Consider the following 16239-nt stretch of genomic DNA (forward strand, 5'->3'; position numbering starts at 1 on the left):
TCAACCACTTGATTTATTTTGTAAAGGTGAATACTATAAGGGCTTAAGAGCATCTTCACTCAGGTAAGTGAATGTGTTTTCTAAGCCATAGATGTTTGAAATAGGGAGGTTCTCCCCTTTTAGCCATTGTTGAATGGCCGGATGCTTTGAAGCACCTGTCACAACTTTTATAACGGTTTTGCTGTTGCAAAGCGTTTCGAAAGACAAGCTTAAACGCTCATTTGGCGGTTTAGGAGATTGACGTTCTAATACAGTATATTGGTCTTCGATATAAAAATGCCCCGGAAACAAACTGGCAGTATGTCCATCCTCCCCCATTCCCAGCAAGCACAAATCAAAACAGCCAACAGAACCAACCACGGCATGAACAATGTCATTGTAAGCCCGAGAAGCGGCTTCTAAGCCTAACTCAGTTGGCATGAAATGAATCTGGTTGTTTGGAATTTGTTTCTGTTTACCTAGCCAATGCTGAGTTAAGGCGAAACTATTCCTTTCTGCATTTGTTGCTGGATAGCAGCGCTCATCCCCCATATAGATATGCCAACGTTTCCAGTCAGCCTCAGCCTCGCAAAGCAGTTCATAGCAACGATTGGGGGTCGTCCCCCCTGCCGTAATAAAATGAAAACTTCCCTTTTGTGAAATGGACTCATCAGCAATGAGTAAAACCTGCTCAGTGACTTTTTGAGCAACCTCTTCAGCGGTTTGCAGGGCAATCCAGTTATTTGGTAAGGATGTATTCATTTGAGCATCTTTTATGGATTTGTGGCGCACTCTGGGTTGATATGACGGCGCCAACCTTGATCAGGATGATCAAAGAGTTTTTCAGCGCCTTGTGGCCCCCAACTTCCTGATGGGTAGGTATCAATATAACTGGTATCAGAAGCCCAAACCTCTAATACAGGATCCACGACTTTCCAAGCCGCTTTGACTTCGTCGTAACGCAAGAATAGCGAACGATCACCTTTGATAACATCCAACAAGAGTTCTTCATAGGCATCTATTGAGTCCTCACCCTCCAGTCTCATGGCGGCATCCAAACTAATCTGCTGGGTTGAAATTTCCAATCCAGGCTCTTTGGCCGTCATTTCTACTTTAATGGATTCGCGAGGCTGTATTCCAAAAATAATCCAGTTAGGATCCATTTTTTTCACCTGAGAATCGCGGAAAAACTGCTTTGGTGGATGTTTAAAGCAAATGGAAACCAATGTTTTCGATGTAGCCATATTCTTACCCGTTTGAATGTAAAACGGCACACCAGCCCAACGCCAGTTGTCGATATAAAGTTTAAGGGCTGCATAAGTTTCGGTTACGCTGTCTTCGGCAACGCCAGGCTCTTCAAGATAGCTTGGCACCTGCTGTCCATTCACTTCCCCAGCGGCATACTGCGCACGGTAGGCTTGAGACTTAACATTATTCTTGGAAATGGAGCGAATCGACTTGAGCAGTTTTACCTTCTCATCACGTAAATCTTCGGCATCCATGGATGCCGGAGGTTCCATGGCGACAAGTGCTAAAAGCTGCAACAAATGACTTTGAATCATGTCTCGCATCGCACCGCTGGTATCGTAATAACCTGCACGACTCCCTATGGGTTTGTCTTCGGCATGGGTGATTTGAATGTGGTCGATATAGTTTCGGTTCCAGAGTGGTTCCATCAACAAGTTGGCGAAGCGAAAAACCATCACGTTCTGCACCATACCTTTTCCTAAGTAATGGTCAATCCGATAGGTTTGCGATTCACTAATGTACTTATTTAGCTCCAGTTGCAGAGCTTTTGCACTGGCTGTATCATAGCCAAATGGCTTTTCAAGCACCACTCTTCGCCACCCTGTACTTTCGTCAAGCAACCCAGTTTTATTTAGGTTTCTAACAACCTTGGCAAAGTGGTCCGGCCCCAAAGAAAGATAAAATGCCATATTGGATGGCATGTTTTCAGCATTCAGTAAGTTTTCTAATTCATGGTAAGAGCTAATTTCATCCGCATCCATCGAAAAATACTGCATACGCTTTGCAAAGCGTTCAAAAACATCATCTTTCAGTCCACCACGTGCTTTAGGCGAAACGGCTTTTTTGATGATCTCCAACCATTCTTCTTGCGTATAGTTTTTACGTCCTAGGGTGATCAGACGCATGCCGTCACTTAAACGGTTCATTTCATCCAAGTGATAGAAAGCAGGCATCAACTTGGTTAAAGATAAATTTCCCGTCGCACCAAAAACAACAAATGAACAATCCTGTGGCATTCATTACACCTCGTAAGTTGTGGAGCTAACATTTCCGCCGGATTGAATCCAGTCGGTGTGGAAAAATTCACCACGAGGTTTATCGACACGCTCATAAGTATGAGCACCAAAATAATCACGCTGTGCCTGTAGAAGATTGGCTGGTAAGGTCGCACTGCGATAACCATCAAAGAAAGCCAGTGCTGAGCTTAATGCAGGTGTTGGTATCTGGCTTTGAATACCGAAAATAATGGCTTTACGCCAATTTGACTCTGCCCCATTTATGGCAGACTCAAAGAAGTTTGCATGCAGAAGGTTCTGTAAATCTGGCTGCTTATCATAGGCTGCCTTAATTTCGCCCAGGAAGGTGCTACGGATAATACAACCGCCACGCCACATCAACGCAATGCCACCATAATTTAATTCCCAACCAAACTCTTTGGCAGCTTCGGACATCAACATATAGCCTTGTGTGTAGGAAATGATTTTTGAGGCATATAGTGCATCATGAATGGCCGTCAAGGTTTCCTGCTTGTCTACAGATAATGCAACTGGTTGTTTCGGAAAAATCCCTGCAGCTTTTTGCCTTTCGGTTTTTAATGACGACAAACATCGGCTATAAACTGATTCGGTAATCAAGGTTAGAGGAATCCCCAAATCCAGTGAACTGATTCCTGTCCACTTTCCGGTTCCCTTTTGTCCTGCGGCATCCAGAATCTTATCGACTAACGGCTCACCATCCTCATCTTTAAATGAAAGGATGTTTGCCGTAATCTCAATCAAGTAAGAATCCAGAACACCTTGGTTCCACTCTGCAAAAATTTGCTGGCACTCGTCTGCACTGAGTCCAAGCCCTTCTCTCATGAGTTGGTAGGCTTCGGTAATCAACTGCATATCACCGTATTCAATACCATTGTGAACCATTTTGACATAGTGTCCGGCACCACCTTGCCCAACCCAGTCACAACAGGCTTCTCCATGACTTTTCGCTGCAATATCCTGAAAAATAGGTTTAACGGATGTCCAGGCTTTTGGGTTGCCTCCAGGCATGATGGAAGGCCCTGATCTAGCACCCTCTTCACCACCGGAAACGCCTGTTCCAATAAACAGTATGCCTTTTTCTTCTAGGTATTTGGTACGGCGGTCTGAATCGGTGTATAGCGAGTTTCCGCCATCGATAATAATGTCACCTTTTTCCAGAAGCGGTAATAGCAACTCAATAAAGTGATCAACCACTTCACCTGCCTTAACCATTAGCATGACTTTTCTAGGAACACTAAGGCTATCAACAAACTCTTCTAGGGAGTAAGCCCCTACAATCGGACGATCTTCAACGCGCTGTTGTAAAAAGGTTTCTGTCTTATCCGCAGATCGGTTATAAACCGTTACGCGATAACCGTGATCAGCCATATTCAGAACAAGGTTCTGCCCCATGACTGCTAAACCAATTAGACCGATATCCGATTTTGACATAGAGCAACTCCTACCTAGACGTATTTGCACACTAAACATTGAGATGAAGCTTTAGCTTAGCGAGGAAATACATTATCAATATGAAATAAATTTTAAGAAAAGCGAATGTGTGCTGATAGGCACCTAGACACGACGATGTGCTTGAATTTCAGTTTAACAGGAAAAATAAAATCGAGAAAGCGGAAAAGCGAGAAATAAAAAAGCCCAGCATAACTCGCATTATGCCAGGCTTTTAGCAATGTGGCGTCCCGTAGGGGAGTCGAACCCCTGTTACAGCCGTGAAAGGGCCGTGTCCTAGGCCTCTAGACGAACGGGACAGATTTGAGCGTCCGCTCGGTGCCTGTATTTCAACAAGCGATAAGCTGAAAAGGTTTATGTACGGGCCTAGTCGTACCCTATTCAACTTACCTAAAAATGGAGCGGGAAACGAGGATCGAACTCGCGACCCCAACCTTGGCAAGGTTGTGCTCTACCGCTGAGCTATTCCCGCATAGTGGCGTCCCGTAGGGGAGTCGAACCCCTGTTACAGCCGTGAAAGGGCCGTGTCCTAGGCCTCTAGACGAACGGGACACTTTGAAAAGTGTCATCTCTAAAGTATGACGCGATTATGGCCTAGTATAATCGTGTTTATCAGTTCAAATTTGGTGGAGCTAAGCGGGATCGAACCGCTGACCTCAACACTGCCAGTGTTGCGCTCTCCCAGCTGAGCTATAGCCCCAAATTTCCACTCTAGTTAAGATTGTGAAATCTTAGTCAGGAGCCATGTAACTGATAGGCGCGTATTATAAAGATATGCCGTCTTGGGTCAAGGCATTTTTTCATAAATCTGTAAATATTTTTTGTTTCGATAACCGCTGTGGTGGCAGCCAAAAAACAAACGGGCGAACTTCATTACAAAGTCGCCCGTCGTATTTCTTTTTTTATCAATATATTAAGCGTCTTTCATTCGCTGCTGAATATATTCGATCGCTAGGGTAATACGATCCACACAACGTTGTTGCCCGATCAGCTCTGCCGTTGCATCAATTGATGGAGACTGTCCGCCTCCAGTAATCGCAACGCGTAAAGGCATCCCGACTTTCCCCATACCTACTTCCAGTTCAGCAGCCGTAGCTTCAATCGCATGGTGAATGGCTTCTTTGCTCCAGTCAGACAGAGCGGCAAATTTTTCCTGAACTTTTCTGAGTGGTTCTTCCGCGACTCCTCTTAGGTGCTTTTTGGCTGCATCTTCATCAAAGGTTTCATAGTCCTGATAGAAATACACGGCACCATTAGCCATTTCTACAAGGGTTTTGGCTCTTTCTCGCAGTAGGTCTACTACTTTTGAAATATCCGGTCCTTGTGTGATATCCAAGCCCTTCGCTTCCATAAAAGGTGTTAGGTTTTTAACTAGATTGTCTACCGGAGTATTTTGGATGTGCTGCTGATTGATCCATAACAGTTTTTCAGCGTTGAACGTAGAAGGTGCTGAATTAACTTTTTCCAAATCAAAGTATTCAACCATCTCGTCAATAGTGAAAATTTCCTGGTCCTTGTAAGACCAACCAAGGCGAACCAAATAATTCAACAACGCTTCAGGGAGAAACCCTTCTTCCTTGTATTGCAATACGGAAACGGCCCCATGACGCTTGGACAAACGACTTCCATCAGGCCCCAATACCATTGGAATATGAGCGAATCTTGGTAAGGACGCACCCAGTGCATGGTACAGGTTGATTTGTCTTGGCGTATTGTTCAAATGGTCATCACCACGAATGACATGTGTGACATTCATATCCCAGTCATCCACAACAACTGTTAGGTTGTAAGTAGGCGTGCCGTCCGAGCGCGCAATAATCAAATCGTCCAGCTCTTTGTTGGAAACCGTTACTTTTCCTTTGACGATGTCATCAATCACGACATCACCATCCAACGGATTCTTGAAACGAATCACTGGCTTAACACCTTCCGGTGGTGTCCCTTTAAAGTCACGGTAACGACCGTCATAGCGTGGTTTTTCACCACGTTCACGTTGTTGTTCACGCATTGCATCCAACTCTTCTGGTGTTGCATAGCAGTAATAAGCCAAGTCATTATCAAGAAGCTGTTGAATAACCGCTTTATAGCGATCGAACCTTTGCGTTTGGTAATAAGGGCCTTCTGAATGTGACAATCCAAGCCACTCCATCCCTTCCATAATGACATCTACAGATTCCTGAGTGGAGCGTTCCAAGTCAGTATCTTCAATTCGTAAAATAAAATCGCCGCCCTTTTGCTTGGCATATAACCAAGAATAAAGTGCCGTTCTAACACCGCCGATATGTAAATAACCTGTTGGACTGGGCGCAAAGCGAGTTTTTACCACGAAGTTCTCCTAGAAAAAGTGAATCGAAAATGGCGTCTATTATAAAACATCTTGGGGCAGCAATGATGAGACATCGTGACAGTTATTGTTCTTCTACGATGCTTCTTGTCAGAAAGGTACGCGTCATGTGGTAGAGCAAAATGCTCGATAGCGTGATATTGGTCGCCATAACAATAAATGCCAGACTGAGAATCACAGGATTTCCTGTTAGGTCATAAATAAACTGTAGCGAAACATCATAGGATGCTAAAGGATATATGAACGCCCAACCAATCATGGTCAAACGAATCTTCCTGAAAAAGCGCTGCATCAAGAACCACATACCCAAAAAGAAGGTTGCGAAGCTGAACAAAGCCCAAGTTACCGCACTCATTGCTGTCGCATGAGATAACAATGCATAAGCAATCAATCCCAGTGATGGCGGTGACAAGATAATAAACAAGCTTGGTCTTAAGGTGTCTTGGATACTGACTTCAAAAATCAGACGGTAAAATAAGATGAAAACAAACGTAAACCATAAAAACAAGCTGACCGAAAAGTAGAACCATAAGAATTCATCATAGGATTTAGGCAGATAGAAATCCCCTACGATCACCACCATGAAATTACCGGACAACAGAATGAAAAAAGTTGGCCGTATATCTTGAAGCTGAAGATTAGTATCATTTAGCCAACGGGTCAGAATCTCAATATTCAAAAAAGTATGAGCAATCACGACCAGTGCAAAAGCAATTAACCATAAATCCTGCCCGTCATTGAAGTCTTCAAGAGAAAGCAGCAGCAAGAGCGACGTAAGCGTGAGAATGGGAAAGTCTAGTAAACTGATAGAGTTCTGCCACTGAGCTTTGAAAAATTGTCGCCCTTCTGCTTTTAATAGGTTGGCAAACGAAAACACGGCCATTGCAGCGAGAATCAACCAGGCAAGATGCATTATCCACGCACTAAAAGTGGTGCCAGAAGCAATGATTCTTTCAAAATGATGTACTTCAATACCCAAACCGATAAGCCCCATCGGCATCGAAAAATAGCTGACCGGTAACTTAAAGAAGTCACGCTTTTCAAACATGGGGCTTTTTTCCATCGGTTTAGGGGGATCCTTTCGTGTTTTGCTGTCTGGAGTGAATATTCATTTGTTAAAAGTATGGTGAAGTTACTGAAAATATTCAATCATTTCTTCACGACACCTTAGAGGCTAAACAAGGATTATGCAAACTTGAAGGATAACAATTTTTCGACAAGTCATTATAATAGCCGTAAATTTGATCTTTCTTTGTAACATCGCTTATCGCTTGGGGACACCATGACTGAACAGCAAACTTTATCTAACGAAACGCCACCTAACCGTTTGAGTTTTTTCCCGATTACGCTTTTCGGCGCCATTATGGGCTATGCCGGTTTAACTATAGGCTTTCATAATGCTCATACTATTTTGGGACTGTCACAGACCATTGCGTTGACCTTAACGGCAATCACAACGTTGTTTTTTGTTTTAGTGGCATTGACTTATGGGGTGAAGTTACTGAAGTATAAGGATGCGGTAACCAAAGAAATCAACCATCCAATCGCCGTCAACTTCTTTCCAACTGCCAGCATCAGTCTATTGCTTTTATCGATTCTTTATAAAGATATCGCGCCAGCGCTTTCAGAAATCATGTTTGTCATAGGTGCACTTGCTCAGTTGATGCTGACCTTTTATGTCGTGCAGTCTTGGATTTTGCATGAAAAGTGGCAAATTAACCAAATGACACCTGCTTGGTTTATCCCCATTGTCGGTAACATTGTTGCACCGCTACCGGCAATGCAATTCGGCCTCCATGAAATTGCATGGTTCTATTTCAGTATTGGTTTGGTATTCTGGCTGATTCTACTAGCCATTGTTATGTATCGATTGTTTTTCCATCCTCCTATGCTCAAGCTGATGGAACCAACCTTGTTTATTTTAATTGCACCACCCGCGATGGGCTTTTTGTCCTACTTGGCAATTCAGGATGGCGATTCAATTGATAACTTTGGTCGGGTACTTTATTACACCGCTTTATTCTTTTCTCTTCTGTTGTTCACACAAATTTGGCGTTTTATTAAAGTTCCATTTTCTTTGTCTTGGTGGGCATACACCTTCCCGATTGCAACCATTGCTAATGCTAGCTTTATGATGTACGAAAAGCTACACATGAACGCATTTGGCTTTTTTGCCGCGTTCTTTTTATCGGTGCTTTCCGCATTGATTTTGCATCTAACGCTAAAAACATTTATCGCAATCAAGAACAAAAAACTTTGTGTGCCACCACCTGCTGAACCCAAACCAGCAGAACCTACTGAAACAGAACAAGCCCAAGGTTAATATGACCATTCATTACACCGTCACCCTAGAAAATGCACATGCCCATTTAATAGATGTGCATCTTCGTATTGAGAACGTTCACCAAACAACGCTGAATTTAAGTTTGCCTAACTGGATTCCTGGCAGTTACCTGATTCGCGACTTTGCTAAAAACCTCATAGACATGAGCGCAAAAGATGGTAACGGTAATACCTTGGAGATTCGGATGCTCGACAAATCTCATTGGCAGGTTTTGAGCACTGATGAAAACGTGCTTGGAAGCGTTCAAGTCAGTTATCAAGTCTATGCCTGGGATTTATCGGTACGCACCGCACATTTTGATCAAACGCATGCCTTCTTTAATGGCACCTCTGTATTTCTACGTGTTGATGATTTTGCCGACGCGCCTTACGAAATTTCTTTACCGAAAACAAAGCTAACCGAACAGCAAGGTTGGCGTGTTGCCTCCACGCTACCAAAGGTAAGTACGGATGCATTTGGCTTTGGCGACTACCGTGCAGCAAACTACCGTGACTTGATTGAATATCCGGTAGAAGTCAGTGATTTTGTCGAGGTTGAGTTTGTCGCCAATGGTGTTCCGCATCGTATTGCTTTCACAGGAAAGTTTGAAAGACACAAACTGAATAAAGAACAATTAATCAAAGACTTAACGGCTATTTGCGAGACTGAATTGAGCTTATTTGGTGCCCCCTATCCTTTTGTTGAGTACCTATTTCAAGTGATGGTGACGGATAACGGTTACGGCGGATTGGAGCACACCAATTCTACTGCCCTCCTGTGTTCTAGAAGTGACCTGCCTTACACAACTGATGCGAAACGCACTGATGGTTATATTCAATTCCTAGAGTTGTGCGCGCATGAATACTTCCATAGTTGGAACGTAAAGCGAATTCAACCAGCAGTGTATCAGGCATCCAACCTGTCTGAGCCTGTCTACACCAACCAATTATGGTGGTTTGAAGGCATTACCTCTTACTTTGATGGTCTGTTTTTGAACATGGCAGGCTTGGTCGATTCAGATACTTACCTCAAGCGTCTGTCAAAAGAAATGACGCGTGTCTATCGCATGCCGGGGCGCTTCAAACAGTCCGTGGCAGAATCCAGCATAACGACTTGGACCAAGTTCTACCAGCAGGATGAAAATGCCCCCAATGCCATTATCAGCTACTACACAAAAGGCAGCTTAATCGGCTTGGGTTTAGACCTGCTTATTCGTCAACAAACGCAAAACCAAAAGACCCTTGTAGATGTTCTCAAGGCACTTTGGCAAAAGCATGGGTTGCCTCGAAAAGGGTTGCTTGAAGGTGAAATAGAACAGCTTTGCGAGGAAGTTTCAGGTATTGACCTGACTGATTTCTTCAAACAACATCTGTTTGATAAAGAAGACTTGCCGTTTGAAGGCCTATTCTCACCTTTCGGTGTTGATTTCACACTACGTCCTGCAACAGGTTTGAAAGATACCGGCGGGAGCACCGAGGAAACCAACTTTCCTGTACAACTCGGCGCAAACCTACAAACCACAGAGCACCAAACTGTGCGGGTAACGCACGTTTGGAATGACATGGCACTTCACAATGCTGGCGTTGCCACGTCGGATGAAATCATTGCTTTGAATGGCTATAAAATGGCATCGACCGATGCCGTGGAAAGCTTCTTGAAAGGCTGTGAGCTGGGTGACAAAGTTATTTGTCATTATTTCAGACGTGATGAACTCATGAAAACGGAAATACAATTCAATCATCTAGTATCGGATCGAGTCGTTTTGGAAAAAAACAATCAATATGGAGAGGCTTTGTCATGGCTGAAGAACTAGACGTGCGCGTTTCTGAACAGGAAGCCAAAATCCACCAGTTGGAAATTCATCAAGCCTATCAAGATGAAACGGTCGATCAACTCAGTCACTTGGTTGCCAAGCAGCAGCAAGACATTGTGGAGTTAAAACATCAATTAAAGGTGCTTTCGGAATTCTTAAAGAACATGAAATCCGAAATGGGTAGCCAAATCAAACTACCAAGTGAGGAAAGCCCGCCGCCGCATTATTGAGTGTTTTTGCCGTTATTTGTGTCGCCAAAAAGCGGCTAATAATGAACCTGACAAATTGTGCCAGATGCTGAACAATGCCCCTGGCAATGCACTGACTGGGCTAAAATACTTTAACGCCAACGCAACGCTTAGACCTGAGTTTTGCATACCGACTTCTATCGCCACCGTACGGCTGGTTTGAACATCATAACCCAACAATCTTGTAATACTGTACCCCGAAGCCAGGCCTATCAAGTTATGCAATATAACCGCAAAGATAACCGCCATACCCATCGTTGACATTCTGTCGTGATTCAACGCAACGACGATGGCAATAATCAACACGATTGATGTCATGGAAACCAAAGGCAAGAATGGTTGAACCGGTAGCAGTTTGGTTTTCAAAAAATGCATTACCAACATTCCCAACACAACCGGCAGCAGTACAATCATCAACAAGCTGGACAACATTTTACCGGCAGGTACCGTAATCATCTGGTTCAGATATAGCCAGGTCAGCAAAGGCATCAGCGCAACCGCCAAGAGGGTTGAAACCAGTGTCATGCTGATAGAGAGCGCAACACGTCCACCGATTAAGTAAACAATGACATTCGAGGCAGTACCGCCTGCCGTTGTGCCGACCAACATCATCCCGGCAGCCAGTTCAGGTGAGAAATTCATGGCTTTGGAAAGTAGCAATGCAGCAAGCGGCATCACAATAAATTGAATGGCAACGCCGAGCATGACCAAGCGTTTTTCAGAGAGAACACGTTGAAAGTCCTGCCAATGAAGCGTCAATCCCATGCTGAACATGATGAGTGCCAGAAGCGGCGTAATCCAAGGTCTTAGCTCGGTGAATTCAGCGGGTTGCTGATATGCCCAAAAACAGGCTAGCAAAACCCAAAGTGGAAACAGTCTAGTGACAAGGTTCAACATAAATACTCAAATATCATGTTTATTGTTCAAATTCAGTCACGCCCCCAACCTGGCAGATTTTGGTTGCAGATTTATTCTGTAAGACACTTAAACGACTTGAGATATCCAGGCGGAAATCAGACCGATAACACCACCAAACACCCCGCCCCAAACCACAAGCCAACCCAGGTGCTCTTTGATGATTTGTTGGACCATTTGTTTAACCAGCTGCGGTGTTAATTCTTCCAAACGGGATTCGATGATAGATTCGACTTGCTGACGGATCTCTGAAATGACGCTAGGCTGGTCGATTTCATCTTGCAGCAACGCCACAAACTCTTCTTTTTGCGTCATTTCAATTAACGCTTCTTTCATATTGATAATAAAAGGATTTTTAAGCGGCGTTAGCGCGCTAGCGCCACCAAACATGCCCAGCATACTGCCAAAGCTCGATTGCATGATGACATCAACCAACTTATCAAATGCAGGCGTTAAATCCACCTTTTCGATAACCGGTGCCAGCTTCAACTGAGGCGATGCGGTTTCAGCCTGAACAAAACGATCAATATTTTCTTGAGTAAAAAACTGTTCCATCATCAAATTTTTGATGGCGGTTTTAAACTGTTCAAACTGATTGGGAATAACCCCGGAGCCAACCAGTCCCGGAACCCGCTCAAACAACATATAGATTGCCAACCAGTTGGTCAATGCGCCAGACAAAGCAAACGCACCTGCCATCATAATCCAGTGATTATGAAGAGCGATACCAATCAAAACAATAATCAGGCTGATGCCATTGGTTAACAGGTTCTTATCCAACATAATTTCTCACTCAAAATCTGCCAGGTTGGGGTTACTGGTTCTCTCCGCGCTGTCTGCCTTTATAAGGGCTGGAAGAAGGTCTTCCTTTTAAGTTGCCAGTAGGCGTGCTTCGTTTGCTATGGCTTTTTGAAGATGTTTTAGAGTAATCCGGCGCTGCCTTCGGTGTTAAATCCGGCCTTGGATCAAGCGGTAAGCCAACACTCTTTAGTAGCTGGTTGACTTGTTTCCAGGTTAGGGTTTCAACCTTGCCGCGTCGTAAGGTTCTTGGCAAACTAAACTCACCATATCGGGTACGAATCAGTCGACTGACCTGCACGCCTTGAGATTCCCAAATGCGTCGAACTTCACGATTTTTACCCTCTTTGAGCACAACTCGGAACCATTGGTTAACGGAGTCTTCCTCTTGTAATTTCAGGTGTTCAACCTTGTCAAACTTTGCCCAACCATCTTCAAGCTTAACCCCTTTTTTCAAGGTTTTGATCATCGCATCAGTCACCTCGCCAAAAATTCGTACTGAATACTCGCGCTCGATTTCATAAGATGGATGCATCATGCGGTTGGCCAACTCACCATTGTTGGTAAACATCAATAAACCGGATGTATTCAAATCCAGGCGCCCGATACTCACCCAGCGGCTGTTAATGATGCGCGGCAAATGTGCAAATACCGTATCTCTACCCTTTTCATCCTTGCGGGAACAAACTTGCCCTTCAGGCTTGTTGTACAAGATTACTTGCGTTGATTGCTTCGCTAGACGGGTTTCTTTAACGGGTTGATCTTTCACCTTGATGGTATCCGTTGTTAAGGCTCTTTCACCCAGTGTCGCGACACGGTTGTTGACCTTGACCAAACCGGCTTCAATCAGTTTTTCAACTTCTCGGCGTGATCCGAAACCCGCTCGAGCCAAAATTTTCTGCAATTTTTCGCCGGCAGGATTTGCTGCGACCTTTGCAGTTTTCGGCGATGCCGATTTATTTGGTGTTTTATTCATTATGCGAGTCCGACTATTTGATAAATAAGCTGCTGAAATGCCTGATAAGGTCCGGAAATAATCGGCCCAAGAAATCCTAGCAACATCATGCCCAGTAAGATAAAGAAACCATAAGGCTCTATTCGATTGTAATTGTACGCTAAACGAGGCGATAAAAATGCCGACAATACTCTACTACCGTCCAACGGCGGGATTGGGATCATGTTCAGTACCATCAACACCAGGTTAATGGCAATACCTGCAGCACCGGTATACGTCATGAACTGGCCGATATCCGGCTGGGAGTCCAATCCATAACCGATTCGCGCGATAATCGCCCAGAAAATCGCCATCAAAAAGTTAGACACTGGCCCTGCAACCGCCACCCAAGCCATATCTCTTCGAGGATTCTTAAAATTACCCGGATTGACCGGAACGGCTTTTGCCCAACCGAAAATGAAGCCACCCATGATCAATAAGGCAATTGGTACAACGACTGTACCGATGGGATCAATATGCTTCAAAGGGTTGATGGTTAAACGACCTTGCAATTCTGCGGTACGATCGCCGAACTTCATTGCTACCCAGCCGTGTGCGACTTCATGGAGGGTAATGGCAAAAATCACGGGGATAGACCACACCGCAATTTTTTGCATAATCGTTAATTCATCCATCTGGAATCCTTTGTCATTGTGTTATGAAAAGCGAGGTTCAACGTTGAACCTTTAGTCGCTAAATTCTCCCTGACCTTGACGTATCAATACTGGAACATCGTCGGTAAAGTCAATCACGGTCGTCGGTTCAAAACCGCCAAAACCACCATCCAAAACGGCATCCAAAGCGTGGCCGATTTGCTCCTGAATAGACCAGCCATCTGTCATAGGCAGTTCTTCTCCCGGCAAAATCAATGACACGGAGATCAAGGGTCTGTCAAAATATTCTAGCAAGTGATTTGCGACAATGTTTGGAGTAACCCTTAATCCTATGCTTTTTTTCTTAGGGGTTTGTAGGCGTCTCGGCACTTCTCGGCTTGCCGTCAAAATAAAGGTGTAAGGACCAGGCAAGTGCGATTTTAAGTAGCGGAATTGGATGTTGCCGACTTTGGCATACTCCGATAAGTTACTAAGATCCTTACACATAATAGTGAAGTCATGTTTGTCATCCAAGCGGCGAATGGCACGAATGCGGTCTGCCCCTTCTTTGTTATCCAGCAAGCAACCAAGCGCGTAACCCGATTCCGTCGGATAAGCGATGACACCACCTGAATTAAGAATTTCAACCACTTGCTTGAGTTGTCGCTCCTGAGGGTTATCAGGATGAACGGAAATATATTGACAGTCTTTTCGCACAGCTTTTACCGATATAGCCTATTTTCAATGACATTAAAGTTGCTGCGTATTATATGAAAAAGCACAATGTATGTGCAGCGTATTGAGGACTATTTGAGCGGCTTATACTGGCGTTTTGAAGTGATTCCATACCGGGTCGACGCCGTTAGGCATAGGAGACAACCACCCCAAGCCTCTCCATGATTGCTCAGGACGGTGAAAATCACTCCCTAGAGAAGCATAAAGACCGAAGCGTTTTGCTCGATCTGCCATCCCCATCTGATCAGAGCAAACTCTTGGTTGATTGACCACTTCAATCGCCTGCCCTCCCGCATCTCGGAAAGTCTCAATCATTTTGTTGAGCTTGTTAGCCCCCATTTTATAAATGTGAGGGTGCGCAATGACCGCAATACCCCCAGCACTTAAAATCCACTCAACCACTTCCGTGATGTCAGGCCAATCAACTGGTACATACAATGGACGACCTTTCTTCAAATAACGGTCAAACGCCTTTGGCTGATCATTAACAATACCGCGCTCAATCAACGCATGTGCAAAATGGTTGCGTCCAATCATGCCGGACTCCAGTTTTGGCAAAATGTCAGTTAACAAACTTGGAAAACGCTTTTGTGCCTTGGTATCCATTTCAAATGCACGCAACCAACGCTTGACGCGATTCATTTTCAAGCCATTTTGTAAGTCGCTGTTGCTAACATCGACATCAAGACCTACAACATGAATAGTATGACCTTGCCACTGACAAGAAATTTCCGTTCCTGAAATCAACGTTATGCCCTGCTCATCGGCAAAAGGTTTTGCCAGTTCATATCCGAGTGTCGTATCGTGATCGGTGATGGATAAGTGCGTGACTTGCCTTTCTTTCGCCAACGTAATCAGGGCTTCAGGAGACAGTGAACCATCGGAAATGTGTGTGTGGCAATGAAAGTCGGCTTTGAAATCGGACATGTGAGCAAAAATTCTTCAAAAGTAAGTTGATGTAACTGTGGCAGCAACACCAAGTTTCCACCTTTTCTACAGCATTTTAACTTTATTTAGCCTGATAACCCAGATAAAATGCAGGAACTAAACAAATAAGACTCTAACAAGACTGCCTCAAAAACATGAAATTATTATTCGATTTTTTTCCGATCCTCCTCTTTTTTATCGCCTTTAAACTTTTTGGAATTTATGTTGCGACGGCTGTTGCTATTGCTGCTTCCGTTTTGCAGGTAGGCTATGTCTACTTGAAAAACAAGCGTGTCGAAAACATGCACCTGATTACACTTGCTTTAATCATCATCCTTGGGGGCGCCACCCTTATTTTCCACGATGAAACTTTTATTAAGTGGAAGCCCACCATTGTTAACTGGGGCTTTGCACTTGTTTTCCTAGGCAGTCACTTCATCGGCAAAAAGCCAATCGTCAGACGCTTGATGGATCAGGCGCTATACCTGCCTGAAAAAGTATGGAATCGTCTGAGCTATATGTGGGTGGTCTTCTTTATCTTTTCTGGGGTAGCCAACCTTTATGTCGCTTTCAACTATGACACGGACACTTGGGTTAACTTTAAACTTTTCGGATTAATGGGCTTAACCTTGGCCTTTATTTTGGTTCAAGGAGTCTATATTTCCCGTTATATTCAAGATGACAACGTTGCCAATGAGGTGAATGAAAAAGCCATGGAAACCCTTGCAGACGTTGAAATGGACTCTGTTGTCGTTGCCAAACACCAGCAAGAAGGGAAAGACGACGAGCGACAACCGCCGACTTCACCAGATACCAAATAACTACGATTCAGAACA

General features: G+C 44.2%; 15 protein-coding genes and 4 tRNA genes. 4 read left to right on the forward strand and 15 right to left on the reverse strand.

Annotated elements, in window-relative coordinates; translation table 11 throughout:
• Positions 1-33: 33 nt before the first annotated feature.
• From pgl to F8R13_RS03035, 9 genes are all read right to left on the reverse strand, one after another.
• Complete coding sequence (gene pgl / locus F8R13_RS02995; RefSeq protein ID WP_152831826.1) at positions 34-741, reverse strand: 6-phosphogluconolactonase; 708 nt, start codon at positions 739-741, stop codon at positions 34-36.
• Positions 742-752: 11 nt separating this feature from the next.
• Complete coding sequence (gene zwf, locus F8R13_RS03000; RefSeq protein ID WP_152831827.1) at positions 753-2243, reverse strand: glucose-6-phosphate dehydrogenase; 1491 nt, start codon at positions 2241-2243, stop codon at positions 753-755.
• A gap of 3 nt (positions 2244-2246) precedes the next feature.
• The gene (gnd, locus tag F8R13_RS03005) at positions 2247-3695 is read right to left on the reverse strand and encodes a decarboxylating NADP(+)-dependent phosphogluconate dehydrogenase (protein ID WP_152831828.1); all 1449 of its coding nucleotides are present in this window, start codon (positions 3693-3695) and stop codon (positions 2247-2249) included.
• Between the two features lie 241 nt (positions 3696-3936).
• Positions 3937-4012, reverse strand: a tRNA-Glu gene (locus F8R13_RS03010).
• Positions 4013-4110: 98 nt separating this feature from the next.
• A tRNA-Gly gene (locus F8R13_RS03015) sits at positions 4111-4185 on the reverse strand.
• Positions 4186-4189: 4 nt separating this feature from the next.
• A tRNA-Glu gene (locus F8R13_RS03020) sits at positions 4190-4265 on the reverse strand.
• A gap of 72 nt (positions 4266-4337) precedes the next feature.
• Positions 4338-4413 (reverse strand) — tRNA-Ala (locus F8R13_RS03025).
• A gap of 213 nt (positions 4414-4626) precedes the next feature.
• Positions 4627-6039, reverse strand: coding sequence for a glutamate--tRNA ligase (gene gltX / locus F8R13_RS03030; RefSeq protein WP_371414880.1), 1413 nt, complete (start codon positions 6037-6039; stop codon positions 4627-4629).
• 82 nt (positions 6040-6121) lie between these two features.
• A complete protein-coding gene (locus tag F8R13_RS03035; protein WP_216642578.1) occupies positions 6122-7105 on the reverse strand; it encodes a hypothetical protein in 984 nt (327 codons plus the stop codon).
• 234 nt (positions 7106-7339) lie between these two features.
• Between F8R13_RS03035 and F8R13_RS03040 the strand changes: the two genes are divergently transcribed.
• Genes F8R13_RS03040 through F8R13_RS03050 form a run of 3 tightly spaced genes read left to right on the forward strand, consistent with a single transcriptional unit; the run spans position 7340 to position 10423 of the window.
• Entirely contained in the window at positions 7340-8380 is a 1041-nt protein-coding gene (locus F8R13_RS03040) for an SLAC1 anion channel family protein (protein WP_152831830.1), read from the forward strand.
• 1 nt (position 8381) lies between these two features.
• The gene (locus F8R13_RS03045) at positions 8382-10193 is read left to right on the forward strand and encodes a M61 family metallopeptidase (protein WP_152831831.1); all 1812 of its coding nucleotides are present in this window, start codon (positions 8382-8384) and stop codon (positions 10191-10193) included.
• The gene (locus F8R13_RS03050) at positions 10178-10423 is read left to right on the forward strand and encodes a SlyX family protein (protein WP_152831832.1); all 246 of its coding nucleotides are present in this window, start codon (positions 10178-10180) and stop codon (positions 10421-10423) included. Before F8R13_RS03045 ends, F8R13_RS03050 begins: the two co-directional genes overlap by 16 nt.
• Positions 10424-10435: 12 nt before the next feature.
• On the opposite strand, the gene F8R13_RS03055 is transcribed toward F8R13_RS03050, so the two are convergent.
• From F8R13_RS03055 to F8R13_RS03080, 6 genes are all read right to left on the reverse strand, one after another.
• The gene (locus F8R13_RS03055) at positions 10436-11338 is read right to left on the reverse strand and encodes a bile acid:sodium symporter family protein (RefSeq protein ID WP_152831833.1); all 903 of its coding nucleotides are present in this window, start codon (positions 11336-11338) and stop codon (positions 10436-10438) included.
• An 87-nt stretch (positions 11339-11425) separates the two neighbouring features.
• On the reverse strand, positions 11426-12139 hold the full coding sequence (locus F8R13_RS03060; RefSeq protein ID WP_216642579.1) for a DUF445 domain-containing protein: 714 nt from the start codon (positions 12137-12139) through the stop codon (positions 11426-11428).
• Positions 12140-12170: 31 nt separating this feature from the next.
• The gene (rluB, locus tag F8R13_RS03065) at positions 12171-13130 is read right to left on the reverse strand and encodes a 23S rRNA pseudouridine(2605) synthase RluB (RefSeq protein ID WP_152831834.1); all 960 of its coding nucleotides are present in this window, start codon (positions 13128-13130) and stop codon (positions 12171-12173) included.
• On the reverse strand, positions 13130-13783 hold the full coding sequence (locus tag F8R13_RS03070; RefSeq protein ID WP_152831835.1) for a site-2 protease family protein: 654 nt from the start codon (positions 13781-13783) through the stop codon (positions 13130-13132). Before F8R13_RS03070 ends, rluB begins: the two co-directional genes overlap by 1 nt.
• Before the next feature lie 51 nt (positions 13784-13834).
• Positions 13835-14458, reverse strand: a complete 624-nt coding sequence (locus F8R13_RS03075; protein ID WP_371414881.1) for an L-threonylcarbamoyladenylate synthase — start codon at positions 14456-14458, stop codon at positions 13835-13837.
• A gap of 102 nt (positions 14459-14560) precedes the next feature.
• Complete coding sequence (locus F8R13_RS03080; RefSeq protein ID WP_152831836.1) at positions 14561-15403, reverse strand: PHP domain-containing protein; 843 nt, start codon at positions 15401-15403, stop codon at positions 14561-14563.
• Positions 15404-15558: 155 nt separating this feature from the next.
• Here F8R13_RS03080 and F8R13_RS03085 point away from each other — a divergent pair, with 155 nt between their 5' ends.
• Complete coding sequence (locus tag F8R13_RS03085; protein ID WP_152831837.1) at positions 15559-16224, forward strand: septation protein A; 666 nt, start codon at positions 15559-15561, stop codon at positions 16222-16224.
• The last annotated feature ends 15 nt before the right edge of the window (positions 16225-16239 follow it).

It is taken from the genome of Hydrogenovibrio sp. JE_KL2 (genome assembly GCF_009296185.1).
GTDB lineage: Bacteria > Pseudomonadota > Gammaproteobacteria > Thiomicrospirales > Thiomicrospiraceae > Hydrogenovibrio.

Bases quoted from the DNA above. Each gene is read 5' to 3' on its own strand.
- F8R13_RS03035 (WP_216642578.1), bottom strand. From the start codon at position 7,105: ATGTTTGAAAAGCGTGACTTCTTTAAGTTACCGGTCAGCTATTTTTCG.
- F8R13_RS03050 (WP_152831832.1), top strand. From the start codon at position 10,178: ATGGCTGAAGAACTAGACGTGCGCGTTTCTGAACAGGAAGCCAAAATC.
- F8R13_RS03055 (WP_152831833.1), bottom strand. From the start codon at position 11,338: ATGTTGAACCTTGTCACTAGACTGTTTCCACTTTGGGTTTTGCTAGCC.
- rluB (WP_152831834.1), bottom strand. From the start codon at position 13,130: ATGAATAAAACACCAAATAAATCGGCATCGCCGAAAACTGCAAAGGTC.
- F8R13_RS03080 (WP_152831836.1), bottom strand. From the start codon at position 15,403: ATGTCCGATTTCAAAGCCGACTTTCATTGCCACACACACATTTCCGAT.
- F8R13_RS03045 (WP_152831831.1), top strand. From the start codon at position 8,382: ATGACCATTCATTACACCGTCACCCTAGAAAATGCACATGCCCATTTA.
- F8R13_RS03070 (WP_152831835.1), bottom strand. From the start codon at position 13,783: ATGGATGAATTAACGATTATGCAAAAAATTGCGGTGTGGTCTATCCCC.
- F8R13_RS03085 (WP_152831837.1), top strand. From the start codon at position 15,559: ATGAAATTATTATTCGATTTTTTTCCGATCCTCCTCTTTTTTATCGCC.
- F8R13_RS03040 (WP_152831830.1), top strand. From the start codon at position 7,340: ATGACTGAACAGCAAACTTTATCTAACGAAACGCCACCTAACCGTTTG.
- pgl (WP_152831826.1), bottom strand. From the start codon at position 741: ATGAATACATCCTTACCAAATAACTGGATTGCCCTGCAAACCGCTGAA.
- gnd (WP_152831828.1), bottom strand. From the start codon at position 3,695: ATGTCAAAATCGGATATCGGTCTAATTGGTTTAGCAGTCATGGGGCAG.
- zwf (WP_152831827.1), bottom strand. From the start codon at position 2,243: ATGCCACAGGATTGTTCATTTGTTGTTTTTGGTGCGACGGGAAATTTA.
- F8R13_RS03060 (WP_216642579.1), bottom strand. From the start codon at position 12,139: ATGTTGGATAAGAACCTGTTAACCAATGGCATCAGCCTGATTATTGTT.